General features: G+C 63.8%; 23 protein-coding genes. 13 read left to right on the forward strand and 10 right to left on the reverse strand.

Features of this window, described 5'->3' with window-relative positions; all coding sequences use genetic code 11:
* Positions 1-32: 32 nt before the first annotated feature.
* The gene (acs, locus tag ACWIKC_RS11260; RefSeq protein WP_454597594.1) at positions 33-1,958 is read left to right on the forward strand and encodes an acetate--CoA ligase; all 1,926 of its coding nucleotides are present in this window, start codon (positions 33-35) and stop codon (positions 1,956-1,958) included.
* Positions 1,959-2,064: 106 nt separating this feature from the next.
* Positions 2,065-2,859 carry an enoyl-CoA hydratase-related protein gene (locus tag ACWIKC_RS11265; protein WP_454597595.1) on the forward strand — a complete coding sequence of 265 codons (795 nt, stop codon included), beginning with the start codon at positions 2,065-2,067 and terminating at the stop codon, positions 2,857-2,859.
* 85 nt (positions 2,860-2,944) lie between these two features.
* Here the strand turns inward: ACWIKC_RS11265 and ACWIKC_RS11270 are convergent, their stop codons facing one another.
* Positions 2,945-4,369: an aldehyde dehydrogenase family protein gene (locus tag ACWIKC_RS11270; protein WP_454597596.1), complete on the reverse strand. Its 1,425-nt coding sequence runs from the start codon at positions 4,367-4,369 to the stop codon at positions 2,945-2,947.
* A gap of 151 nt (positions 4,370-4,520) precedes the next feature.
* A complete protein-coding gene (locus ACWIKC_RS11275) occupies positions 4,521-6,170 on the reverse strand; it encodes an acyl-CoA dehydrogenase family protein (protein WP_454597597.1) in 1,650 nt (549 codons plus the stop codon).
* Between the two features lie 179 nt (positions 6,171-6,349).
* On the opposite strand from ACWIKC_RS11275, the gene cysD reads away from it, so the two are divergent.
* The 3 genes from cysD to ACWIKC_RS11290 are packed head-to-tail and all read left to right on the forward strand — an operon-like array spanning position 6,350 to position 9,964.
* The gene (cysD, locus tag ACWIKC_RS11280; RefSeq protein ID WP_454597598.1) at positions 6,350-7,282 is read left to right on the forward strand and encodes a sulfate adenylyltransferase subunit CysD; all 933 of its coding nucleotides are present in this window, start codon (positions 6,350-6,352) and stop codon (positions 7,280-7,282) included.
* On the forward strand, positions 7,282-9,219 hold the full coding sequence (gene cysN / locus ACWIKC_RS11285; protein WP_454597599.1) for a sulfate adenylyltransferase subunit CysN: 1,938 nt from the start codon (positions 7,282-7,284) through the stop codon (positions 9,217-9,219). The genes cysD and cysN overlap by 1 nt, the downstream gene beginning before the upstream one ends.
* A gap of 10 nt (positions 9,220-9,229) precedes the next feature.
* Complete coding sequence (locus ACWIKC_RS11290) at positions 9,230-9,964, forward strand: 3'(2'),5'-bisphosphate nucleotidase CysQ (RefSeq protein WP_454597600.1); 735 nt, start codon at positions 9,230-9,232, stop codon at positions 9,962-9,964.
* Here the strand turns inward: ACWIKC_RS11290 and ACWIKC_RS11295 are convergent.
* Together ACWIKC_RS11295 and ACWIKC_RS11300 are read right to left on the reverse strand one after the other, a co-directional pair.
* Positions 9,953-10,795, reverse strand: coding sequence for an FAS1-like dehydratase domain-containing protein (locus ACWIKC_RS11295; RefSeq protein ID WP_454597601.1), 843 nt, complete (start codon positions 10,793-10,795; stop codon positions 9,953-9,955). The two genes, ACWIKC_RS11290 and ACWIKC_RS11295, sit on opposite strands and share 12 nt — an antisense overlap.
* The gene (locus ACWIKC_RS11300) at positions 10,795-11,679 is read right to left on the reverse strand and encodes an HpcH/HpaI aldolase/citrate lyase family protein (protein ID WP_454597602.1); all 885 of its coding nucleotides are present in this window, start codon (positions 11,677-11,679) and stop codon (positions 10,795-10,797) included. Before ACWIKC_RS11300 ends, ACWIKC_RS11295 begins: the two co-directional genes overlap by 1 nt.
* A gap of 188 nt (positions 11,680-11,867) precedes the next feature.
* On the opposite strand from ACWIKC_RS11300, the gene ACWIKC_RS11305 reads away from it, so the two are divergent.
* Both ACWIKC_RS11305 and ACWIKC_RS11310 read left to right on the forward strand, forming a co-directional pair.
* Positions 11,868-13,148: an alkaline phosphatase family protein gene (locus tag ACWIKC_RS11305; protein WP_454599489.1), complete on the forward strand. Its 1,281-nt coding sequence runs from the start codon at positions 11,868-11,870 to the stop codon at positions 13,146-13,148.
* Between the two features lie 466 nt (positions 13,149-13,614).
* Entirely contained in the window at positions 13,615-14,241 is a 627-nt protein-coding gene (locus ACWIKC_RS11310; RefSeq protein WP_454597603.1) for a trimeric intracellular cation channel family protein, read from the forward strand.
* A gap of 8 nt (positions 14,242-14,249) precedes the next feature.
* Here the strand turns inward: ACWIKC_RS11310 and ACWIKC_RS11315 are convergent, their stop codons facing one another.
* Positions 14,250-15,140 carry a LysR family transcriptional regulator gene (locus ACWIKC_RS11315; protein ID WP_006833882.1) on the reverse strand — a complete coding sequence of 297 codons (891 nt, stop codon included), beginning with the start codon at positions 15,138-15,140 and terminating at the stop codon, positions 14,250-14,252.
* 100 nt (positions 15,141-15,240) lie between these two features.
* On the opposite strand from ACWIKC_RS11315, the gene ACWIKC_RS11320 reads away from it, so the two are divergent.
* From ACWIKC_RS11320 to ACWIKC_RS11345, 6 genes are all read left to right on the forward strand, one after another.
* Positions 15,241-15,939: a pirin family protein gene (locus ACWIKC_RS11320; RefSeq protein WP_454597604.1), complete on the forward strand. Its 699-nt coding sequence runs from the start codon at positions 15,241-15,243 to the stop codon at positions 15,937-15,939.
* A gap of 42 nt (positions 15,940-15,981) precedes the next feature.
* Complete coding sequence (locus ACWIKC_RS11325) at positions 15,982-16,542, forward strand: NADPH-dependent FMN reductase (RefSeq protein WP_454597605.1); 561 nt, start codon at positions 15,982-15,984, stop codon at positions 16,540-16,542.
* A gap of 75 nt (positions 16,543-16,617) precedes the next feature.
* Positions 16,618-17,250: a YceI family protein gene (locus ACWIKC_RS11330; protein ID WP_454597606.1), complete on the forward strand. Its 633-nt coding sequence runs from the start codon at positions 16,618-16,620 to the stop codon at positions 17,248-17,250.
* A 61-nt stretch (positions 17,251-17,311) separates the two neighbouring features.
* Complete coding sequence (gene ygiD / locus ACWIKC_RS11335) at positions 17,312-18,163, forward strand: 4,5-DOPA-extradiol-dioxygenase (RefSeq protein WP_454597607.1); 852 nt, start codon at positions 17,312-17,314, stop codon at positions 18,161-18,163.
* Complete coding sequence (locus ACWIKC_RS11340; protein WP_454597608.1) at positions 18,164-19,132, forward strand: hypothetical protein; 969 nt, start codon at positions 18,164-18,166, stop codon at positions 19,130-19,132. It abuts the gene before it with no gap.
* Positions 19,133-19,273: 141 nt separating this feature from the next.
* Positions 19,274-19,507, forward strand: a complete 234-nt coding sequence (locus tag ACWIKC_RS11345; protein ID WP_454597609.1) for a hypothetical protein — start codon at positions 19,274-19,276, stop codon at positions 19,505-19,507.
* On the opposite strand, the gene ACWIKC_RS11350 is transcribed toward ACWIKC_RS11345, so the two are convergent.
* From ACWIKC_RS11350 to ACWIKC_RS11370, 5 genes are all read right to left on the reverse strand, one after another.
* A complete protein-coding gene (locus tag ACWIKC_RS11350) occupies positions 19,458-20,243 on the reverse strand; it encodes a DUF2971 domain-containing protein (protein WP_454597610.1) in 786 nt (261 codons plus the stop codon). The two genes, ACWIKC_RS11345 and ACWIKC_RS11350, sit on opposite strands and share 50 nt — an antisense overlap.
* Positions 20,244-20,504: 261 nt before the next feature.
* Positions 20,505-21,698, reverse strand: a complete 1,194-nt coding sequence (locus tag ACWIKC_RS11355; protein ID WP_454597611.1) for a hypothetical protein — start codon at positions 21,696-21,698, stop codon at positions 20,505-20,507.
* Entirely contained in the window at positions 21,646-22,188 is a 543-nt protein-coding gene (locus ACWIKC_RS11360) for a DUF262 domain-containing protein (protein WP_454597612.1), read from the reverse strand. The genes ACWIKC_RS11355 and ACWIKC_RS11360 overlap by 53 nt, the downstream gene beginning before the upstream one ends.
* A 22-nt stretch (positions 22,189-22,210) precedes the next feature.
* Entirely contained in the window at positions 22,211-23,737 is a 1,527-nt protein-coding gene (locus ACWIKC_RS11365; protein WP_454597613.1) for a hypothetical protein, read from the reverse strand.
* A complete protein-coding gene (locus ACWIKC_RS11370; RefSeq protein ID WP_454597614.1) occupies positions 23,709-24,152 on the reverse strand; it encodes an Arm DNA-binding domain-containing protein in 444 nt (147 codons plus the stop codon). The genes ACWIKC_RS11365 and ACWIKC_RS11370 overlap by 29 nt, the downstream gene beginning before the upstream one ends.
* Positions 24,153-24,528 lie beyond the last annotated feature (376 nt).

A 24,528-nucleotide genomic window follows, 5' to 3' on the forward strand; every position in this document is an offset into this window, starting at 1 on the left:
CCGCTATGCTCAGCCCCAAGGAGAGAGTGGTCATGAACGAATTCGTCCAGCCCCCGCGCAGCAACAGCGCGACCCATTGCACAACCGAACAATATGAGGCGCTCTACCGCCGCTCGCTCGAACAGCCCGACGCATTCTGGCTCGAACAGGCCGAACGGCTCGACTGGTTCACCCCGCCTACGTTGGGCGGCGAATGGTCTTACGACCCGGTGTTCATCGAATGGTTCGGCGATGGCACGCTCAACCTGTGCCACAATGCGGTCGACCGCCATCTGGCGGACAAGGGCGATCGCACCGCGCTGATCTTCGAACCCGACGATCCAAATGGCGAGAGCCGCAGCCTCACCTATCGCGAGCTGCATGGCGAAGTGGTGCGGATGGCCAATGCCCTGAGAGCGCTGGGCGTCGCGAAGGGCGACCGGGTGACGCTCTACATGCCGATGATCGTCGAGGGCGTGCTCGCCATGCTCGCCTGCGCGCGGATCGGCGCGGTGCATTCGGTGGTGTTCGGCGGCTTTTCGCCCGAAGCGCTGGCGGGGCGGATCGTCGACTGCGACAGCCGCTTCGTAATCACCGCCGATGGCGGAATGCGCGGCGGCAAACCGGTGGCGCTCAAGGCCAATGTCGATGCTGCGCTGGCGCATGAGGGCGTCGCGGTGGACGGGGTGCTGGTGGTGCGCCACACCGGCGCCGACACCGCGATGGAGTCACCCCGCGACCGCTGGTTGCACGAGCTGGCCAGCGACGAGGATTGCCCCTGCGCCGAGATGCGCGTCGAGGATCCCCTGTTCATCCTCTATACTTCGGGGTCGACCGGCAAGCCCAAGGGCGTGCTCCACACCACCGGCGGCTATGGCGTCTGGACCGCGACCACATTCCACTATGTGTTCGACTATCAGCCGGGCGAAGTGTTCTGGTGCACAGCCGATATCGGCTGGGTCACGGGCCACAGCTATGTGGTCTACGGCCCGCTCATATACGGCGCGACGCAGGTGATCTTCGAGGGCGTGCCCAATTATCCCGATCACGGCCGGTTCTGGGATGTGGTCGACAAGCATTCGGTCGCCATCCTCTACACCGCGCCGACCGCGATCCGCGCGCTGATGCGCGAGGGCGACAGCCATGTCACCAGCCGCGACCGCTCCTCGCTGCGGCTGTTGGGCACGGTGGGCGAACCGATCAACCCAGAGGCCTGGCGCTGGTATTTCGAGGTGGTGGGCGAAAAGCGCTGCCCGGTGGTCGACACCTGGTGGCAGACCGAGACCGGCGGCGCGATGATCACCACCCTGCCCGGCGCACATGCCATGAAGCCGGGCAGCGCGGGCAAGCCCTTCTTCGGGGTCCGCCCGCAATTGCTCGATGCCGAGGGCGAGGTGCTCGAGGGCGCCGCCGCGGGCAATCTGGCGATCACCCACAGCTGGCCGGGCCAGGCGCGCACCGTCTATGGCGATCACGACCGCTTCGTGCAGACCTATTTCAGCACCTATATGGGCAAATACTTCACCGGCGACGGCTGTCGCCGCGACGAGGACGGCTATTACTGGATCACCGGCCGGGTAGACGACGTGATCAACGTCTCGGGCCACCGCATGGGCACCGCCGAGATCGAGAGCGCGCTGGTCCTCCACGATACCGTCGCCGAGGCGGCGGTGGTCGGCTGTCCACACGACATCAAGGGTCAGGGCATCTATTGCTACGTCACGCTTTATGCCGGGCAGGAGGGCTCGGACGCGCTGTCGGAGGATTTGCGCCAGCATGTCCGCAAGGAGATCGGCCCGATCGCCACGCCCGACCACATCCAGTTCACCGACGGGCTGCCCAAGACCCGCTCGGGCAAGATCATGCGCCGCATCCTGCGCAAGATCGCGGAGAACGAATTCGGCGCGCTTGGCGACACTTCCACGCTGGCCGACCCCTCGCTGGTCGAGCGGCTGGTCGAAGGCCGCCAGAACCGCTGACGGGCCGATACCACCGACCACGCGCGGCTTGCGCCTTTCGCCCGCGCCGATAGGGTGGCGATAAGTTCGCTATCGAAACCAATCACCAGACGCCCGGGAGAGCGCCATGAGCTACGAGACCATCACCACCACCCGCGCCGGCAATGTGCTGAAACTGACGCTCAACCGGCCCGAGCGGCTCAATGCTTGCCCGCCGCAGATGGCGGACGAGATCTTCGACGCGCTGCGCGATCTCGACGGCGCGCGCGCCGTGCTGATGGCCGGCGAAGGCCGCGCCTTCTGCTCGGGCGCCGATCTCGCGGCCAATGCGGACAAGTCGGGAACCGGGCCGATCACCGGCGGCGACCGCGCCTTCACCTCGCTCCAGCGGCACTACAACCCGATGATCCAGGCGCTCGCGAGCGTGCCGGTCCCGGTAGTGTCTGCGGTGCAGGGCCCGGCAGCCGGCGTCGGCTGTTCGATCGCGCTGGCGGCGGATTTCGTAATCGCGGGCAAGAGCGGCTATTTCCTCCAGGCCTTCGTCAACATCGGGCTGGTGCCCGATGGCGGGTCGAGCTGGATGCTGCCGCGGCTGGTCGGCACCGCGCAGGCGACGCGGATGATGATGCTGGGCGAGAAGATCCACGGCGAGGAAGCCGAGCGGATCGGACTGATTTACAAATGCGTCGAGGACGAGGCGCTCACCGCCGAGGCCGAGGCGCTGGCGGAGAAGCTCGCCAATGGCCCGACCGTCGCCCTGGGGCTGATGAAACGCAACATCCGCGCCGGGCTGGAAAGCGATTTTACCGCCACGCTGCTGATGGAAGCGCAGGGCCAGCGCGAGGCGGGGATGAGCCAGGATTCGATGGAGGGCGCGATGTCCTTCCTCCAGAAGCGCAAGCCCGCGTTCACGGGCGCCTGAGCGCACCGGGCTCGCCCGGAATCAAGGCGGAAACGAAAAGGGGCGGCACACTGGCCGCCCCTTTCTTTTGTATGTCGCGCGCGCGTCAGGCGAAGGCGTCGCGCTTGATGGTGATCACCTGCGGATAGGTGAATTCCTTCAAGCCATCGATGCCGTATTCGGCGCCGATGCCCGACTGCTTGTGCCCGCCGAAGGGCGCGAAGGGCGAGAGGTGCATAAATTCATTCACCCACACCGTGCCGGTTTCCATCCGCTCCGCGACCTCGACGCCCTTTTCGGTGTCGGCTGTCCATACAGCGCCGGCAAGCCCGTATTCCGAAGCATTGGCGCGCTCGATCGCCTCGTCGACGGTTGCGAATTTCATCAGCGGCATGACCGGGCCGAACTGCTCCTCGGCGACGATCCGCGCATCCTCGGGCGGATTGTCGAGGATGGTGATCGGCACGTAATAACCCGTCCCCGACGGATCGACATCGCCCCCGGTGAGGAACTGGTAGCCCTGGTCCTTGGCGTCCTGGATCAGCTCGCAGACGCGCTCGAACTGCTTCTTGTTCTGGATCGGACCGACCCCGGTGCCCTGCTGCGCGCCGTCTCCGACCTTCACGGTCTTGGCGTAGGTGGCGATCGCCTTGGAGAGGTCGTCGTAGATATCCTCGTGGATATAGATCCGCTTGGCGGCGATGCAGACCTGCCCGGCGTTGGAGAAGCTCGACCAGAACAGCTGTTCGGCGACCTTCTCGACATCGGCATCGGCGAGCACGATCGAGGCGTCGTTGCCGCCCAGCTCGAGCGTGATGCGCTTGAGGTCCTTGCTCGCGCCTTCCATGATCTTCTTGCCGGTCGCGGTCGAGCCGGTGAAGGTGATCTTGTCGATGCCGGGGTGGCTCGTGATCATCGGGCCTAGTTCGTCGGGGCCGGTGATGATGTTGACCGTGCCGGCGGGCACGACATCCTTGATCAGTTCGGCGATGCGCAGCGTTGTCAGCGGCGTGAAGGGCGAGGGCTTCAACACGATGGTGCAGCCCGCGACCAGCGCCGGCACGATCTTCTGGATCGCCATCATGATCGGGAAATTCCACGGCACGATCCCGCCGACCACGCCCACCGGCACGCGGCGGGTCCGCGACAGGCGTGTGTCGTCGTCCTGGTTGATCACATCCTCGAGCCGCAGCGTAGATTGCGCCGCAGCGAGCCCGGCAGCGCCGTAGATTTCCTGCTGCGCCTGGTTGTGCGGCTTGCCCTGCTCGCTTGTCAGCAGGCGGAACAGTTCGTCGGCGTTTTCCTTGATGGTCGCCGCGATGGCCTGGACCACTTTCTGGCGTTCCTCCGGCGTGGTCTTCTTCCAGCTCTGGAAGGCGCGGCGCGCGGCGGCGACCGCGCGATCGAGCTCGTCCTTGCCCGCGGCGGGGACCTGGCCGACGACCTCCTCGGTCGCGGGGTTGATGACGTCCATCGTCCCCGCGGTGGTGACGAGCTCGCCGTCGATCAGATTGGAATAGGTCTTGGTCATCTCTCTCTCCCGTTTGTGTCAGCGGATTCCTGTATGCGTTCCCTCAGATCTTGGGACGCGAATCTCGGTTGCAATATGAGACTAGGCGTTCGTGCGGGCCAGCGCCAGCGGGCATCGCCGGGTGGGGCGTGGCGCTCGCCGGATCGCATGGTCAGGCGGTTTCGCGCGATGCCAACAGCCCACGCCCGATCACCTGCGCCTGGATTTCCGCCGCGCCCTCGAAAATGTTGAGGATCCGCGCATCGCACAGCACCCGGCTGACCTCGTATTCGAGCGCATAGCCATTGCCTCCGTGGATCTGCACCGCATTGTCGGCATTGGCCCAGGCGACCCGCGCGGCGAGCAGCTTGGCCATTCCCGCCTCGATGTCGCAACGCTCGCCCTTGTCCTTGTGACGCGCCGCCGAATAGGTCAGCTCGCGCGCCATCAGCTGTTCGACCGCCATCAGCACCAGCTTGTCCGCCACGCGCGGGAAAGCCATCAGCGGCTTTCCGAACTGGCGCCGCTCGCCGGCATAGCGGAGCGCAAGATCGAAGGCGTGCCAGCCGACCCCGATGGCGCGCGCCGCGGTCTGGATCCGCGCGCCCTCGAAGGTGCGCATCAGCTGCTTGAACCCCTGCCCTTCGGCGCCGCCTAGCAGCGCCGCGCCGGTCACCGCAAAACCGTCGAAGCCCAGCGTATATTCCTTCATCCCGCGATAGCCGAGGACCTCGATCTCGTCCCCCGCCAGCCCTTCGTCGGGAAAGGGATCGCCCTCGCTGCCGCGGGTCTTTTCGGCGAGCAACATCGACAGCCCGCCATAACCCGGCGTGTCAGCATCGGTGCGGCACAGCAGCGTCATCAGATCGGCGCGCGCGGCGTGGGTGATCCAGGTCTTGGAGCCATGGACCCGCCAGTCGCCCGCATCGTCGGGCACGGCGCGGGTGCGAACCGAGGCGAGATCGGAGCCGGTGTCGGGCTCGGTGAACACCGCGGTGGGCAGGATCGAGCCGTCTGCGAGGCGCGGCAGGTAATGCGCCTTCTGCTCCTCGGTACCGTTCTCGCCGATCAGCTCGCTGGCGATCTCCGAGCGGGTGCCCAGCGACCCGGCGCAGATCCAGCCGCGCGACAGCTCTTCGGAGACGAGGCACATCGCCAGCTTGCCCAGCCCCAGCCCACCGTAGCGCTCGTCGATGCAGACCCCGAACACGCCGAGCGCTGCCATCTCGTCGACCAGTTCGATCGGGATCAGCGCATCGGCGAGGTGCCAGGCTTGCGCATGCGGAGCGATACGATCGGCGGTGAAGGCGCGGAACTGGCCGCGGATCATGTCGAGCGTCTCGTCGTCGAAACCCTCGTCGGGCACGCGCCCCTCGGCAAGGTGGCCCGCCAGCGCGGCCCGGTGCCGGGCGGTGCTGCCTTCTGCGAGGAAGCGCCGCACCGCGGGGTCCTCGGCGAGGCTGCGCGCCGCATCGGCAACACCGAGCTCTGCGGGGCGGACGAATTCGCTCTGGCTCATCGGCAGCGCGGAAGTGAGCTGGTGGCAATATTCGCCGAAACCGATCGCCAGCGCCAGTTGCTCGACTTCGCCGAAGCGACCCGCGGCCTCGACCCGCTCCGCCCAATCGGCGACCGCCTCGAGCGCGGCGACGCTGGTGCCGATCCAGGCGAAACCGTGGACGCGGCGCTGCTCACGCTCGATCAGCTCGGGGTCGGGGCGGCCATCGGGGGCGACCAGAGCGGCGGTCGCGGCCCGCACCGCGTCGCGATAAAGGCGCGCGGCGGTGCAGGCCTCTTGGGCCGTTTCGATCCAGTCGTTCATAGAAATCCACCAATCCCAGCGTGACGCGTTGCGCGCCAAGAAACCCGCAATCGCGGCAAATTGCAATCGTCTGTCCCTCGCCGTAGAAACCGGGCGGGGCTACAAAGAGCCGCGCAGCCGCCTGATAGAAATGCTGTGTTTCGCCGCGCGGACGCGAGGATTTAGAGGACCGGAGCATCATGACCCGTACCCTCACCCATCTCGCCCTGACGCATCTGGAACGCCTCGAAGCCGAGAGCATCCACATCATGCGCGAGGTCGTCGCCGAGGCCGAGAAGCCGGTGATGCTCTATTCGGTGGGCAAGGACAGCGCGGTGATGCTGCATCTGGCGCGCAAGGCCTTCTACCCCGCGCCGCCGCCCTTTCCGCTGCTCCATGTCGACACCACCTGGAAGTTCAAGGCAATGTACGCGCTGCGCGAGAAGGCGGCACGCGAGGCGGGGATGGAGCTGCTGGTCCATCGCAACCCCGAAGCCATCGAGCGCGGGATCAATCCCTTCGATCACGGCGCGCTTCACACCGATATGTGGAAGACCGAGGGGCTCAAGCAGGCGCTCGACCAGCACGGCTTCGACGCGGCCTTCGGCGGCGCGCGGCGCGACGAGGAGAAGGCCCGCGCCAAGGAACGCATTTTCTCCTTCCGCACCGCCAGCCACGGCTGGGACCCCAAGAACCAGCGCCCCGAATTGTGGAACCTCTACAACACCCGCAAAGCGCCGCACACCCGCAATGGCGGCGAGAGCATCCGCGTCTTCCCGCTGAGCAATTGGACCGAACTCGACATCTGGCAATATATCCAGCTCGAAGAGATCGAAATCGTCCCGCTCTATTTCGCCGCTCCGCGCCCCACGGTGGAGCGCGACGGGATGATCGTGATGGTCGACGACAAGCGCTTCCCGCTCGAAGGCGAGCAGCCGGTCGAACGCTCGATCCGCTTCCGCACCCTGGGCTGCTACCCGCTCACCGGCGCGGTCGAGAGCACCGCCTCGACGCTCTCCGAGATCATCCAGGAAATGCTGCTGACCACCACCAGCGAACGTCAGGGCCGCGCGATCGACCGCGATGCCGGCGGCTCCTCGATGGAGAAGAAAAAGCAGGAGGGCTATTTCTGATGGCCGACCATCCCAGTTCAGACCGGCCAAATCCGCAAAACGCCTACCGCCCCGATGCGCTCGCGGGCGAGGATATCGACGCCTATCTGACCCGCCACCAGCACAAGACCATGCTGCGCTTCATCACCTGCGGCAGCGTGGACGACGGCAAGTCGACGCTGATCGGGCGGCTGCTCTACGACAGCAAGATGATCTTCGAGGACCAGCTCGCCAGCCTCGAGAGCGACAGCAAGCGCATCGGCACGCAGGGGCAGGAGCTCGATTACGCGCTGCTGGTCGACGGTCTCGCCGCTGAGCGCGAGCAGGGCATCACCATCGATGTCGCCTATCGTTTCTTCTCGACCGACCGGCGCAAGTTCATCGTCGCCGATTGCCCCGGCCACGAACAATACACCCGCAACATGGTCACCGGCGCCTCGACCGCCGAACTGGCGGTGATCCTGGTCGATGCGCGCAAGGGCGTTCTGGTCCAGACCCGGCGGCACAGCTTCCTGTGCCACAGGCTGGGTATCCACCGGATCGTGCTGGCGGTGAACAAGATGGATCTGGTCGATTACGACCAGGCGACCTACGATGCGGTCGTCGCCGATTACGCAAGCTTCGCCGCCGAGATCGGGATCGAGACATTCACCGCCATGCCGATCTCGGGCTTTCGCGGCGACAATATCGCCGGCCCCTCGGAACACATGCCCTGGTACACCGGCCCCTCGCTGATCGAGCATCTCGAGACCGTCGAACTCGATGCCGCCGATGCGCAGGACAAGCCGTTCCGGATGCCAGTGCAGTGGGTCAACCGCCCCGATCTCGACTTCCGCGGCTTCGCCGGGCTGGTCGCCAGCGGGACAATCGCCCCGGGTGCTGCCTTGCGGGTGCTGCCCTCGGGCAAGACCACCACGCTCGAACGCATCGTCACTTTCTCGGGCGATCTCGACGAGGCGGTGGCGGGCCAGTCGGTCACGCTGACCTTCGCCGACGAGATCGACTGCTCGCGCGGCGATGTCATCGTCGCCGCGGAGGATCCGCCGCAGGTCTCGGACCAGTTCGAGGCGACGCTGGTGTGGATGGACGATGACCCGATGCTGGTCGGCCGCGCCTATTGGCTCAAGCTGGGCACCCAGACCGTCTCGGCCAGCGTCCAGGAGCCCAAATACGAGATCAACGTCAACACCATGGCGCATCTTGCAGCCAAGACGCTGACGCTCAACTCGATCGGTGTCGCAGAGGTGCACACCGAGAAGCCGATCGTTTTCGAACCCTATGCCGACAACCGGACGCTGGGCGGCTTCGTGCTGATCGACAAGCTGACCAATCGCACGGTGGCGGGCGGGATGCTCCATTTCGCGCTGCGCCGCGCGCAGAACGTCCACTGGCAACCCACCGACATAACCCGCGAGGACCACGCCAGCCTCAAGAACCAGGCGCCGCGGGTGCTGTGGTTCACCGGCCTTTCGGGCTCGGGCAAGTCGACCATCGCCAACGAGGTCGAAAAACTGCTGGCGGTGATGAACCGCCACACCTTCCTGCTCGACGGCGACAATGTCCGCCACGGGCTCAACAAGGATCTCGGCTTTACCGATGCCGACCGGATCGAGAACATCCGCCGCGTCGGCGAGGTGGCGCGGCTGATGGCCGATTCCGGGCTGATCGTGCTGACCGCCTTCATCAGCCCGTTCCGCGCAGAGCGCCAGATGGTGCGCGACATGCTACCCGCGGGCGAATTCGTCGAGATCTTCGTCGACACCCCGCTGGCGGTCGCCGAGCAGCGCGACGTGAAGGGGCTCTACAAGAAGGCGCGTGAGGGCAAGCTCAAGAACTTCACCGGGATCGACAGCCCCTATGAAGCGCCGGAAAATCCCGACATCGTGGTCAACACCGTCGAGATGACTCCGGGCGAGGCGGCCGAATACATCATCCGCCAGATCATGCCGCTGAAATAACAGGATTTCGATGGACGATTCCGAACTCGCCGCGCAATTGGCCCACCACGCCGGGCGGATCGTGCTCGCCATCCGCGCTTCGGGCCTGATCGCAGGCCGCGCGCTGGGCGATGCGGGCGACGAGGCTGCCAACCGCTTCCTGTGCCACGCCATCGCGCAGCAACGGCCCGACGACGGGCTGCTGTCCGAAGAATCCGCCGACACCGAGGAGCGCCTCGGCAAGGAGCGGGTATGGATCATCGACCCGGTCGACGGGACGCGCGAATATGGCGAGGGGCGCAGCGACTGGGCGATCCATATCGGGCTGGCGATCGGCGGAGTGGCGCAGGTGGGCGCGGTGGCGCTCCCCGCGCTCGACCTCGTCCTGCGCTCCGATCGGCCCCTGGCCTTGCCCCAAGCACCCGCAACCCCGCGCATGGTAGTCTCGCGCAGCCGCCCGCCCGCGCAGGCGCTGGCGGTGGCCAAGGCGCTCGGCGCCGAACTCGTCCCCATGGGAAGCGCGGGTGCCAAGGCAATGGCGGTGGTTCGCGGCGAGGCGGAAATCTATCTCCACGCGGGCGGTCAGCACCAGTGGGACAATTGCGCCCCCGCCGCGGTTGCCGCGGCGCATGGCCTCCACGTCAGCCGGATCGACGGCGCGCCGCTGGTCTACAACGCGCGCGACACCTTCATACCCGATCTGCTGATCTGTCGTACCGACCTTGCGGAACGGGTGCTGGCCGAGATCGCCGCGCTAACCCACTGAACCGCCACCGCAGATCACGCGAGCACGCATGGCGACCCGGTCGCCCTGTTGGGTCCACATGCCTGCCCCGTCATCTGTCGTATCGCCGCACAGATGCAGTGCCATTCCGTCGAAGGCGGGCGCTTCCCCGCGAAATTCGAACCGGGTGATGGGCTGCGACAATTGCTGTTGCGCCTGCGCCATCAGCAGCGTCGCCTGCAGCGGCCCATGCACCACCAGCGCGGGATAGGCTTCCTCGCCGATGGCATAGGGGCGGTCGTAGTGGATCCGGTGCCCGTTCATGGTCAGCGCCGAATAGCGGAACAGCAGCACCGGATCGGGGTCGATGCTGGTGCGCCAGCCGCAGTCGGGCGCTGGCGCGGGTGCAGGCAATTTCGGTCCGGAAGCGGCAGCCGCGCGATAGACCAGATCTTGTTCCTCGCGGATCGCCAGCCCCTCGGCATTCGCGATCGCATGTTCGAGAGTCACGAACACCAACGTCCCGCTGCGCCCGTCCTTCTGCTCAACGCTGAGGATCGTAGAGGTCTTCGTGACCTCCTCGCCCAGCACCAGTGGCGCGTGAAAGGCGATCCGTCCCCCGGCCCACATCCGTCGCGGCAGCGGGATCGGCGGGAGAAAGCCCCCCTTGGCCGGATGCCCATCCGCGCCCAGCCCGGCGGGCGGGCGGACATCCCAGAAATAGAGCCAGTGGTGCAGCAGCGGCAGCGGATCGCCAACCGCCCCATCGCCTTGCGCGCCCAGCGCCGCCAGCAGCGCATTGCTGCGCGCTGGCTCAAGGCGATCTCGCGCGGTAACACTCCGGCCGATCCAGTCGGCGAAACCCGCGCTCATCAGCCCTCGACCTGCGCCAGCAATTGCTGCGCGCGCGACAGATGCGGGCGGTCGAGCATCCCGCCCTCGTAGCCGATCGTCCCCGCTCCCGGATTGGCTGCGAACAGCGCGACGATCTTGCGCGCCTTGTCGATCTCTTCCGCGCTCGGGGTGAAGGCCGCATTGATCACCTCGACCTGCGCCGGGTGGATCGCCAGCATCCCGCGATAGCCCGCGCGCCGCACCTGCTCCGCGCGCATCTTCAGCGCATCGAGATCGCGGAAATCGGCCTGGATGGTCTCGATCGCCGGTACGCCTGCGGTCGCTGCACCCAGCAGGCACAGGCTGCGCGCCAGCTCATAGGTGAAGCCGAACTGGCCGCCGGGTCCGGTGTTCGCGCTCGCACCGAGCGAATCGGCGAGGTCTTCCGCCCCCCAGGTCATCGCGACCAGCCGCGGCGCGCCCTTGAAATCGCCGCAATGGAACATGCTCTGCGCGGTCTCGGTGACCAGCACGATCACCGGTGTCGAACCCTGCTCGATCCCGTTGGCGACCTCGAGCGCCTCGAGATAGCGGTCGAGCACTTCCAGATCCTCCCGCCCTGACACCTTGGGCAGCATGATCCCGCCCGGCCGCGCGGGCATCACCGCCGCAAGATCCTCGAGCGTATAGGGTCCATCGAGCGGATTGACCCGCACGAACAGCCGATTGCGATGCTCCTGATTGCCGCGCAGGAATTCCGCCACCGCCACCCGCGCCGCGGGCTTGTTCTCGATCGCAACCGCATCCTCGAGATCGAGGATCACCACATCCGCCGCGCCGCCGGCCGCCTTGGTCATCTTCTTCTCGCTGTCGCCGGGGGCGAACAGCCAGGATCGCAGTTTGATTGCGGCAGTGTCGGTCATGCTCGGTCGGGCTCCTCTTCGCGGCCCTTCGAGCGGGCCGTCGCGCTTGCCAGCCATTCCCGCCCGACCGCCGAGGGTCAAGCCCGTCGCGCGCCACCGGAAAAGTTGTCGCAGCTGTAGTCACGCTGTAACCGGCGACCGAGATGGCGACCATCAAGGCCGCGCCGCGACCTCCCGGGAACCCCATGATGATGCTTCGCTCCGTGTTCGCCAGCCTGTTTCTCGTGCTCATGGGCTGCACCACCGCCGTAGTCCCGCCGCCGCAAGCGGTGGTGGAAGTGACTCGGGAGCCGGTCACCATTCTGATCTCGATCGACGGCTTCATGCCCGACTATCTCGGACGCGGCGACAGCCCGAATCTCGATGCGCTGGCGGCAGCAGGGGTGGCCGCCGAGATGCGCCCCTCCTTCCCGACCAAGACCTTCCCCAATCATTATACGATCGTCACTGGCCTGCGGCCCGATCGTCACGGCGTCGTCGACAACAATATGGAAGATGCCGCGCGCCCCGATGTGCGTTTCTCGATGGGCAATGCCACCCAGGCGCTCGATCCCTTCTGGTGGGATGGCGGCGAACCCATCTGGGTCACCGCCGAGAAGCAGGGGGTCCGCACCGCGACCATGTTCTGGCCGGGCTCCGAGGTCGCCATCCGCGGCACGCGCCCGACAGACTGGCAGCGCTTCGACCAGAACATCACCAATCCGCAGCGCGTCGCCTCGGTGGTGGACTGGCTGCGTCGCCCACAGGCCGCCCGTCCCGAGTTCGTCACGCTCTATTTCGATACAGTCGACACCGCCGGGCACCGCCACGGGCCGCAAGCGCCCGAAACCATGGCCGCGATCCGCGAAGTGGATGCGCGGATCGGCGATCTGCAGGCGGAGCTTGCCGCGCTGGGGCAGCCAGTCAATTTCGTCATCGCCTCGGATCACGGCATGGCCGCGACCAGCAGCGAACGAGTGATCCGCGCCGACCGGCTGCTGGATCCGGAGGCCTTCCGGACGATCGGCGACGGGGCCTTCCTCAGCCTCGAACCGCAGCCGGGGCGCGAGGCGGAGGTCGCGGCGGCCCTGCTCAAGCCACACGACCACATGGAATGCTGGCGCAAGGACGATATTCCCGAGCGCTTCGCCTATGGCACCAATCCCCGCGTCCCCGGGATCTTCTGCCTCGCCGAGACCGGCTGGGTGATCCTCGCGGGCGAGCCGCGCTACAGCCCCGACGGCGGCGCGCATGGCTACGACCATCGGGATCCCGCGATGAAGGCGCTCTTCATCGCCTCGGGTCCGGCGTTCCGTGCGGGCGTCGCGCTGCCGATTTTCGACAATGTCGCCGTCTATCCGCTGCTCGCGCAGGTGCTTGGGGTGACCCCCCAGCCCTCCGACGGCCAGGCCCAAACGCTCGCCCCGGCATTGCGCGACTGGCGCGCGGCGACAAGACCGCACCAACGAAAACGGCGCTTCTTCCCGTGAAGAAGCGCCGCATCGATGTCGAGAAAAATGGTGCCCAGAAGAGGAGGGGGCGAAGCGGAGGGGTTCGATTCAGCGTTGGTCGTGGAGTTTTTTCCTGAGTTTTCAGCGGTGGGAGGTTCGAGTCCCAGAAGAGGCATCGCATTCGGGCCATTTTCCATTGTATTATCAAAGGTTTAGATAATTCGGCTTACCCGAAAAGCCCGCAAAAGGCCCGCAAATACCGTTTAATGCATTGGTTTGATGCCTTTTTCAGGACTCGAAACCCATTCACGCCTTGGACGCCAAAGGCGAAGTTTCCCCACCAATATGCCTTTCGTCAAGCTGCGCTTACTTGTGAGCAAGCGGCAAACGACCAGAGGCGCGGGGGGTAATTTCGTCATCTATGAACAATGCTGCATTTTTGCCTGAGACGATCGAAGAATAGCGCTACATCGGGCTGAGACATTCACGCGTCGTCGGGACCATCATGTTTGAAAACAGCATAATTCTGCTCGACTGGATCGGCATCGTGGTGTTCACGATCACAGGCGCCTTGGTTGCCTCGCGCAACCAGATGGATGTGATTGGCTTCATTCTTCTTGGCACTGTTACCGGCATCGGTGGCGGAACCATTCGCGATCTCATTCTCGATGCGCACCCGGTCCTGTGGTTGGATCGCCCGCAATATCTCGCAGTCTGCGTCGCTGTTTCGATCGGTGTCTTCTTCACTGCACATCTCGTGACTTCGCGCTACCGGCTGATCCTCTGGCTTGATGCGCTCGGCCTCGCGCTTTTCGCGACGGCGGGCGCAGAGAAAGCCGCAAGTCTCGGCGAAGCACCGATCGTTGCAATTACCATGGGCGTGATCACCGCCTGTTTCGGTGGAATCATTCGCGACGTGCTTGGGAAGGAGGATTCGATTATCTTCTCCCACGAGATTTATGTGACCGCAGCCGTGGTTTCGGCAGCAAGCTATATCAGCTTCAGCGCCTTGGGGTTATCCCGAGAACTCGCAGTCGGCTTGGCGCTGGCCGCGGGGTTTGGGTTGCGCGCAGGGGCGCTCGCGTTCGGATGGTCGCTACCCCGTTACAAGCCGCGCGCTCCCGACGCTTGAAAACCGGGTTATAACGCTCTCTCGAGCGCCTGCAGCAACCATGCCGTCGCAGGACCCGGCAGCCGGTCCTTGCGCCACAAGGCCGAGAGCCGGTAATCCACGCTCGTGCCTTCGGGGAGATCGAGGATCCTCAGACGATCTTCGGCGATGTCATCCGCGACCAGATGGCGAGGCATATTGCCCCAACCGCTGCCCCCGATAAGGAGCGCGCGCTTCGCCCCAAGGTCCGCCAGTCGCCAGCTGCGCGGGCTCACTACCGAAAAGTCCTGCCCTTCGGTATAGGTGGAACGGTCGGTCAGGACGAGCTGCAGGTAATTGCGGGCCTGGCCAGGACGGATTTCGGCCAGCTGCGAGAGTGGGTGTCCTGGCGCGGCGACCGGTACCAGTTCGACGCTGCCGATTTCCTTGCGCTCGAGTTCGGGCAGATCGAGCAGCACGGGGCCGGCCACCGCCAGGTCGGCGCGCGAATGGAGGAGAAGTGCGGCCACGGCGCCCAGCGCCTCGACGTGCAGCCGCAAATCGACCAGCGGGAACGCCTGCTGAAAATCCTGAAGGATCGCCGACACCGCACCGAACGGCACCATGACATCGAGCGCCAGCGACACTTCGGTTTCGACGCCTGCATGGATGCTGCGCGCCCTGGCGACAAGATCGTCGGCATCGTCGATCACGGCCCGCGCCGACGCCAGCAGCGACCGGCCTGCAGCGGTCAGCCGCGGGCGCCGCGATCCTTCGCGGTCGAACAGGCTGACGCCAAGCTGCCCCTCGAGCGTGACGATCCCGTAGCTGACCACCGAGACCGCCCTGCCAAGCTTGCGCGCCGCGGCGTTGAAGCTGCCTTCGTCGTGCACCGCAAGGAAGAGACGCAACTGGTCGAGGGTAGGCTGGCCGATTTGCACTGTTCAACTCCATGGAACATTTAGGCCAAGTTTATCCTGGTTTTCCGATTGCAGTTCAAGGTCCATATCGGGTTCAAGACGCTGATACGGAGTAAATCACATGATCGAGGTCAGGAAATTCCACACGCTGGGGTCCGCCAATCACGGCTGGCTCGATGCGCACCATCACTTTTCCTTTGCCGGTTACCACGACCCTGCACGGACAAGCTGGGGCAGCCTGCGTGTCTGGAACGACGATACCATCGCCGCGAGGTCAGGTTTTCCGCCGCACCCCCACAACGATATGGAGATCATCACTTATGTCCGCGAGGGCGCCATCACGCACCGCGACAGCATGAACAACGAGGGCCGGACCGAGGCAGGCGATGTCCAGGTCATGTCGGCCGGCAAGGGCGTAACGCACTCGGAATACAACCTCGAGGACAAGACGACCCGCATCTTCCAGATCTGGATCATTCCCGACCAGCGCGGCGGCGAGCCCGCTTGGGGTGCGCGCCCGTTTCCCAAGGATGACCGTGCCGGCAAGTTCGTAACGCTAGCTTCGGGGCAGCCCGGAGACGATGATGCACTCCCGATCCGCACCGGGGCGCGGGTTCTCGGCGCGACGATCCGCGCCGGGGAGAGCGTAACCTACGAAACCACGCCCTACCGGCACCTCTATTTGGTTCCCGCAACCGGCAGTGTCCGGATCGAAGACCAGACTGCCGAGGCACGCGACGGCGTCGCGATCACCGGCCTCGACCGGTTCACGATCACAGCGGTCAACGACAGCGAAATCGTCCTGGTCGACGCCGCCTGATCCACCGTTTCATTCATCCAGAACTATTCTCAGGAGATCCTCATGTCCAAGTCCTACAAAGTCGCCGTTGTCGTCGGCAGCCTGCGCAAGGCGTCGGTCAACCGGAAAGCCGCCGAGGCGGTCACCCGGTTGGCGCCCGACAATCTCGCGTTCGAGTTCGTCGAGATCGGCGACCTTCCCCTCTATGACGAGGATGTCGAGGCCGCCGGCGCACCAACCCCGTGGACGCGTTTCCGCGAGCAAATTTCTGCCGCCGATGCGGTCCTGTTCGTGACCCCCGAGTACAACCGCTCGGTGCCTGGTGCGCTCAAGAACGCGATCGACGTGGGCTCAAGGCCTTACGGCCAGAGCGCCTTCGCGAAGAAGCCCACGGCGGTAATGTCCGTGTCCCCAGGCGGAATCGGCGGGTTCGGCGCGAACCATCACCTACGCCAGTCGCTGGTTTTTCTCGACATGCCGGTCCTGCAGCAACCCGAAGCCTACATTGGCGGCGGCTGGGAGCTGTTCGACGATGCGGGCGAGTTCAAGAGCGACGACACCCGGAAGTTCTTCAAAAGCTTCGCCGATGCCTTCGCATCGTGGATCGAGCGCACCGCCGCCTGATCACCGTTCCCCATCAATCAGTTTAGGCCTGCCCCGACTGCGGGGTTCGGCTCTCCATCGTCCAAGGAAACCACCATGAACCACAAGTATGCCATCATCGCTGCGTTAGGCGTTGCCGTCCTTTCGGGAGGCGCCATCGCGCAGAGCGACGCTCTGACGCAAAATCCGGTGGAGGTCCGCTCGGGTAGCTATGTCCTCGACCCTGCGCACGGCAAGATCACCTGGTCGGTCGATCACATGGGCTTTTCGACCTATGTCGGGCAGTTCACCGATGTCGCGGCCACGCTCGATCTCGACGTCCGCAATCCTTCCGCGAGCACGCTTTCGGCCACCATCGATACCGACAGCGTAGGGACGCTCAACGATCAGCTCGACAGCCATCTCAGGACAGCCGATTTTCTCGACACGGCAAACTTCCCGCAGGCGCAGTTCGCCGCCACTTCGATGAGGCTGATCGACCGGGATAGCGCGGCGATCACTGGCAACCTCACATTACGCGGCGTGACCAGGCCGGTGACCATCGAAGCCGATTTCAACCAGGCTGGCATTAACCCGGTAGATCAGAAATATACCCTCGGCTTCGACGGCGAGGCCACGATCAAGCGGTCCGACTTCGGCATCATCTACGGACTGCCAATGCTGGGTGACGAGGTCACTCTGAACCTGGAGGCCGAGTTCAAGCTCAACGAGACGGCGAACGGCAACTGACGGCACATTCCTGCGTCCCTTTCGTTGATCCCCTGTCTCATTACCCTGTTGGAGACTCCCAATGCCCCGCATGCCCGCTCTCTTCATTGGCCACGGCAGCCCGATGAACACGCTCGAAGCCAACGGCTACACCAATGCGTGGCGGGCGTTCGGGCGCACCTTGCCCCGGCCCAAAGCAATCCTCGCAGTGTCGGCGCACTGGTACTTCGGCGCGACCGCGGTGACCGCGATGGCGAGGCCAAGGACGATCCACGACTTCTACGGCTTTCCGCAGGAGCTCTTCGCGTTCGATTATCCCGCGAAGGGCGATCCCGATCTCGCCGGCGAAATCGTTGAAGCGGTCAAACCCGAGTGGGTCGGTCTCGACCAAGACCAGTGGGGTCTCGACCATGGCACCTGGTCGGTGCTCGCGCATCTCTATCCCAACGCCGACATTCCGGTCGTCCAGCTGTCGCTTAACGCGACGCGGCCCCTCGACTACCACCTCGATCTCGCGCGGCGTCTCTCTGCCTTGCGGGATCGCGGCGTGATGATCCTCGCCAGCGGCAATGTGGTGCACAATCTGCGCGCGCTGCGCTGGGATCAGCCCAACCTTGGCTTCGACTGGGCCCAGCGGTTCGACGACGCGGCGGCCGAACTGCTTCTCCGCGACCCCGCCGACATCCTCAAGCTCGCCGAGCATCCGGACTTCGCGGCAGCCGTCCCGACGCCGGACCATTTCCTGCCGCTGCTTTACGCTGCCGGCCTGGCATCGGCAGAAGGCGCGGCGCTCGAAGCGCTGGTGCGTGGCTACTCGATGGGATCGATCTCGATGAGCTGTTACGGTCTCGGTGCCGAGATCGAACTGCGCAAAGACCCGACATGCGCGGCGCGCCTGCCAGCTGGTGTGCCGCCAGAACAAAGCAATATCTGAGTGGTCGTCCGCCTCGAAGAGAAAACTAAATCCCATCCGGACATGTCGGCGAACGCGTTGACCGCCGCAATCATGTGGATTGAAGGAGTAGGCCGAGCTGAAAAAGTCATTTCTGGCGAGGCAGAAACCAATGGCTTTCGCGTTGGTTTGCATATGATGGCGACCACCCCTTACGAAACCGACAGACATTCCCTTGCAGTCCGCTGGCTCGTGATCGCGGCCGCTGTCCTGCAGGTCCTCGTTCCGGTCCTTCCGAGCCTTGGTATCGGCGAGCGGATCGGCTCGCAGTCGGATGACGTGCGGACCCTGATCACTCCCGCCGGGTGGGCGTTTTTGATCTGGGGTCCGCTCTTCACCGGCTCGTTGGCGTTTGCGATTTACCAGGTTCTGCCGCGAAAACGCGATGACCCGTTGCTCGCACGACTGCGTTGGCCGGCGGCAGGAGCCTTCATGGGTAACGCCGTATGGGCCTTGTACACGCAGTCCTTTGGTCTTTCGGCGATCTCGGCCGCGATCATTATTTTCACGCTGGCCTGTCTGCTTTGGACGTACCGGGTGTTCGCCGGGTGGGAAATCGCATTTACGCGGATACAGCGCTGGCTTGTGGTGCTACCCCTCAGCGCTCTCGCAGCCTGGCTCACGGCCGCAACGATCGTGAACATCGCGGCATCGCTGAGGTATCACGGAATCGAGGGCGGTGATGCTGCGGCTGCAATTAGCGCCGGAATCGTGATCATCGGCGGCATTATCGGGGCCCTCGCGGTCGCACGCGGACGCGGGAACCCGCCATATGCGCTGGTATTCCTGTGGGCTCTGGCAGGAATCTACGCCGCGGGCGGACAACAAGCCGGTATCGTCGCCGTTGCTACCGGGGCCTCGGGCTTGCTGGTCATTGCGGGGCTCATTACCGGATTAAAGGGCGCCCAGCCCGGGACATGGCTGGGATCTCCGGACGCTCAGAACCGGTAATGCTAGCCAGATAAAAAGAGTCAGCGCCGTCGTGATCGAGATATTTCATGTGCACGCAGCGCCTAGTCAACCGTTTGCATCCTCCTAAGACGGCACTCCATAATCCTCAAGACGCGGATGTGTTTTGCATTGGTCTTCGTGTTGGATATCGAAGCCGTTCGTAACATAATTACGAACGATCATAGCGAGAGCAGGCAATACGATATCCTGATCAAGTCGACTGTGCTGAAGCCGATCATCGGGCTGTTGCCTCCGGCGCGGGTGATCTTGCGCCTTGCGGGGCGGATGCTTGCTGGCGTGTTCATCGGAGTCGTTGTTGACCTGTTCAAAGAAATCCGCGCATCCGTCGGACGTTGTCTTCGATCCGGTGAGTAGTCAGCTTGTAGGTGTCACGGGCTGAACCGACTTCCTCTACCGTGAAATCCGGGCGAGCCTTGCGAAGCGCCAGCGCCTTTCCGACCAGAGCCTCTGGCACGCGCGCGCCGAGGATCACGCCGGCGATCAGGTCGGGGTCAATCGCATGGAACAGCGCTTCCTTGCCCGGCGGCCCGGTCACCACGACGCGGTGCTCGGCTTCATAGGCCCAGTCCGACGATTTGGTCAGCAAGACCGGCAGCATGATGTCTTGGGGCGGTCCGGAAAACCAGCGCAAGTCCGGCACCGCATCGCCATAGACAACATCGCCGTGCATCTCGTAATCGGGCAGCGTCGCGAGCGCGGTCACGATCTCGCGCTTGTAGCAGATCGCGAAGCCATGATGCGCGCTAGTATAATGCGACCACATGAGGTGGATGTCCCAGCGCTGCGCGAGGCACAGCACATAGAGGTGCTCGAGCATTGTCATGCGCGGCACAAGCCCGCTGTTCCAGTCGGCTTGCTTGCCGGTCAGCGCTTCCCAGCCATGGTCGCGCTGCGCCGCGGTCACGTCGGGCCGATGCGTGCGGTGCCAAGCCTCATAGGCGTCGCGACCAGGTGCAACCGACATGAACTTGAACTCGAACGGGTCGTTGAACCGGGCCCCCGACGTAAATTTGAGCGAGCCGTTAACGACGGCATGATCGAAGACCGCGACCAGATCTTCGTCGCTTCCACCCATGAACTTATAAAACATTCCCAATTCCTTGCTGATCATCGCGCTGGCAGCTGGACGCTCGCTCAAGCCGATCGCGTCGACCTAATGCGGTCCGTTCAGAACCTTTCGCGCGTGGTTGCGCCCAATCTGGATGACTTGCCGGGCCAAGATGGGCACCTGAAACAGGATGATGGGTCGCGGCGGTGGCTCGACTGGTGGTGGTAAGGTGACGAACGAGTTCTCACCGAACACGTGCCTGTATGAGAACTTCAGCAAGCGGAAGTAGCAGAGGGTCGGCCATCAGAATTTGCAACCACATCGCTTCAAGAACGCAGCGGAAAATGTCGCTTGCCCCTCGCTACCGAACGCATAGGAATGCAATTCGACGGCGCAACTCCCGACCGCGGCCACGAGCGCTGGCCTCGGATTGCCCGGCAGCAACAGGATGCGCGGCATTTCCTGCAGGCGAGGGAGCAGCTGCGGGTATAGCGCGAGCTGGCCGATCCCGGCATAGATATCGGCCGCGCTGGTCCCGGCCTTAATCTCGACGAGCAGTGGCCCGGACGGCGCGTGGATAACCGCGTCGACCTCGTAACCCGCAAAATGCCTCGGCTTGCTCATTTGGATGCCCTCGCGAGCGAGGACGGCATTCAGGGCAAGCCACACGTCGCCGTGGCGGCGGCGCAGCAGCCGCTCGTGTGCCGGTACCGCGTAGTCGCTTTGGCCGCCGCGCTCGTCGGCGCCGAAAAGTTCGGTCAGCCGATCACGGTCCGCGCTGGCGTCACGATCCCAAAGGCGTGCGGACCAACACCGACCCACGAAGTTCGCGGTCTCGTCCCGGATTTCGTCCGCGCTTACGCCATCGAGTCGCGCAACAACATGCCAGCTCCGTCGAGATGGTCGGCCAGCGACAATAACCTGCACGGGTGCGAGACCGGTTCGTTCGTGAAAGACCTCGTCCCGGATCGCTTCGGGGGACATTTCATTGGGCTGGAGCCACGCCTGTCGCAGCACATACCGCACCCCGTCTTCGGCGGTCCCGATGCCGGAGAGAGGATTTTCGCTTCCAGCCGTCTGGGGCACGTTGACGTGAACCGCGTTGTCTTGACCTTCGGGGGTTGTTGCGAATGAGAGGTTCAGATCGGGTCGTTCAACGAATGCGATGCCCTGCCTCGAAAGCCAGTATCTGCGGGTACCGAGCTGCTCTGCCTCCTGCACAAGCGCGTCACGCCAAGCGCGGAAGGCATTCTCTATAAAATGCTCATCGGCGGAGAGAATGAGCGGTTGCCTCCGCGCGCCGTCTCTTCTGCCTTGCGTTTTTCCGAACATTGGAAAAAGCCAGTCGGCGAGAAAGCCAGCAGCTGTCGGATCGGCAATTCGGATCGTGACCTCGCCGGCGGCGTTCCTGGCAGTATCCGCCGGGTGAATTGCGAAGGCGCATTCAGCGAGTGTCGGATCTGCGGCGAGCGCAGGCTTGCGGATATAGAACAGCAAATGCGCGCGGTTGGGTAACTTCCTCGCCCTTGTCCTCCAAAGAGCGGACCACATCCTTTGCTCTGATCTTTCGCTGAAAAATGTCCGTCAGGTTTTGCCAGCGCGGGTCGTTCTCCATCTTGAGCTTTTTGTAGTACTCAAGCTCTCTGGTCTCCACATTGACATAAAGGCCACGCGTGTCGTTGAGAATTTCTGGAGCAGTGTAGTAGGGCGGCAAGCCTCCGCGAATTAGCATGTACAAGGTTGTCAGCCGCTGCTGCCCGTCCAGTAGAATCCTTACAGCGCCCTGCTTCTCATCGTATTTGTGAGGCCCCTTCAATTCGGGAGGGTTGTTGGTCTCCCAAGTCAGCATCGTCCCCGTTGGATATTCCTTGATAAGGGAGTCCACCAACTGCTTCGCATCGTCGCGCTTCCAAACGTACTCGCGTTGGAAAGCGGGCACAAAGAGCTGCTTCTCGTCGATTTTGTCCAGGGCCTGAGAAATCTTCATCTGGTGTTCCTAAATTCACAAATCACGCCGCATATCTCCCATCCTTTAACCGTCGGGCCATGCCGATACCTGCGAGGGCATCGAGCACTGGGCGAACGGTTGCAGCTCGCTTACCCTGAAAGGCGCGGGCGACATCCTGAGGGGCAAGCGGCACCTGCGCGGAGGACAGCACCTGCTGCACGGCGCTAACCTGTTCGGGAAGTGAGCCGGGCCAGGCGATCACATTGTCGGGCAGGTGTTCGGCGACAGCCTCGGGCCGCACAGGTTTCACGCCCGATCCGGTATCCAGCCAGTTGTCCGTCTGCGGGTTCTGGAACTCGGGGCGCAGCCACCGGACGAGGCCACGAGATTCCTCCGCAGCGCGTTCTCTATTGAGCGCAACAAGGCGGTTGAGGATGTCCTCATCAGATAGGTCGGCAGGCCAGCCGTAGGCCTCTGCCACCAGTGCATCGATGGCATCGTGGTGCTGGCGGATCAGGGTGACGAGCCCTCGATCATGCATGTCTCGCTCGGCATCAGTCAAATCACGGCCTTCCCGCAAGGCTTCGAGCACGTTGTAGATCTTGGTAAGGGTCAGATCCTCGTGCTCGGCCAAAACTCGCTTGCGCAGGGCATCGAGCGCTTCGGCTTCGGCCCGGATCTTGTCTTTCAGAGTTTCGGGCACGTCAGCGGGAAATGGGAAAGGATCGAAGCAACGGGATTTCACATAGACGGGATCGTCGCCCATGCCGAGCCTACCGCCGCTGGCGATAGCCCATGGAACGTGGAAACGACTCGACAGCACGCCCAGCCAGAAGGCGTCGTCCAGTGCGATGCAGGCCAGCTTGTTGTCGGGCAGGATCGACATCCGCAGAAACTGGAACACCCGGTGCTTGGCCGTTTCGATGGTGGCGATATAGCGGGTCACCCCACGCAGGGCCTTGCGCAGTTCGGACCGCTGCTCGCCAAACAGCCACCAATTCTCACGATAGCTGGCCCGGTTGTTCTCATCACGATGCGGTTTCACATTGGCCAACACGTGCTGATAGACAGCGGGATGCCGATCCCGCATATCCGCTTCGATAAGGCCATAAAGATCAATCACCTTCACACCGCGAGGCCGCGAGGCGAGATCGCGCCCATTGCGATAATCGAAGATTACAGCATCGCCATCGCCAATTCCGGTGCGAATGTTGGGTGGTTGCGCATAGGTGATTTGAACCGACAAAGCCTCTGCCTGTTCCGGCGTGACGATGAAGCCATTGCCATGCAACTTCACCCCCGGTGAACACAGGTTTTCGTTTGCATCGAGCGCCTTGGTCGATGCCACATCAGCTCCGATGCGCAAGTCCGCGCTGATTAAGCCGAGATTGATGCCGAAGGTGATCGTCTGCGGCGCGCCACTCTCGTCAATGACCGTCTGGATCATGCCCGCTTCGCGTCCGGACTTGCCCTGCGGGGCAGCCACCGTCATCGCAATGCGCACCGCTGCGCCATCCTTTTCATCCACCCAGGGGTGGTTGGGGATCGCGAAGCGAATGCTAACACCGGATTTCGCCTCTATACTCACGTGCGACTGCCTCGAAAGTCTGCGCAGAAAGAAACTCCTCGCGGATCTTCCGCTTCCGCTTCTCAAAGGCTGGGTCGATCCCGGAAGCAACAGCCTGGCGCGCCTCGTAGGTTGCGTCTCGCGCTTGCTTGAGGCTGACCTCGGGATAGCTCCCGATTGCGAGCTTCTTCTCGATCTTGCCGATCCGGTACCGGAAGCGCCAGAGCTTGCCGCCAGCAGGCGTGACCTCGATATAGAGGCCGCGCTGGTCAGCGACCTTGTAAGACTTGTCTTTGGTCTTGAGGGCGCGAAGCCGAGTCTCGGTCAGAGGCATGTGCGGGCCTTTTCCCAATGTGGTTTTCGCAAAGGCCCGCAAAAGGCCCGCAAAAATGTCTGGAACCCCCGAGAACAGGCGGGACGATCCGGAACGATCCAAGGGCCAAATCCCTAGGATTTCTGCGGGCTTTATAGATTATCTGAGAGAACAAGAGAAGAACAAATGGTGCCAGAAGAGGACTCGATCGGGCCGCCTAACACGTTGATTTCTGGAGTTCTTCATTCAGCCTCTCAGGCTTAGAACCATCACACTTACCATCAGCCAAGTACGCTGTAGCGGTTCGACGTCAAAACCAGGCAACCTCGCGAGATATCGGCTGACTTCTTCGACAGAGTTGCGATCCGGTCTGCGCGGGTTGAGACCCAGACCGCTGTCTGTCAGAACCCAACCGCAACTGGTAACGCCTTCAAGCGGAGTTGCGATGATGTCCGGTTTAGCTAGATGCTTCATGGGTGCGTCGGCCCTACTTCTCCAG

This window comes from Qipengyuania sp. SM2507 (genome assembly GCF_053714505.1).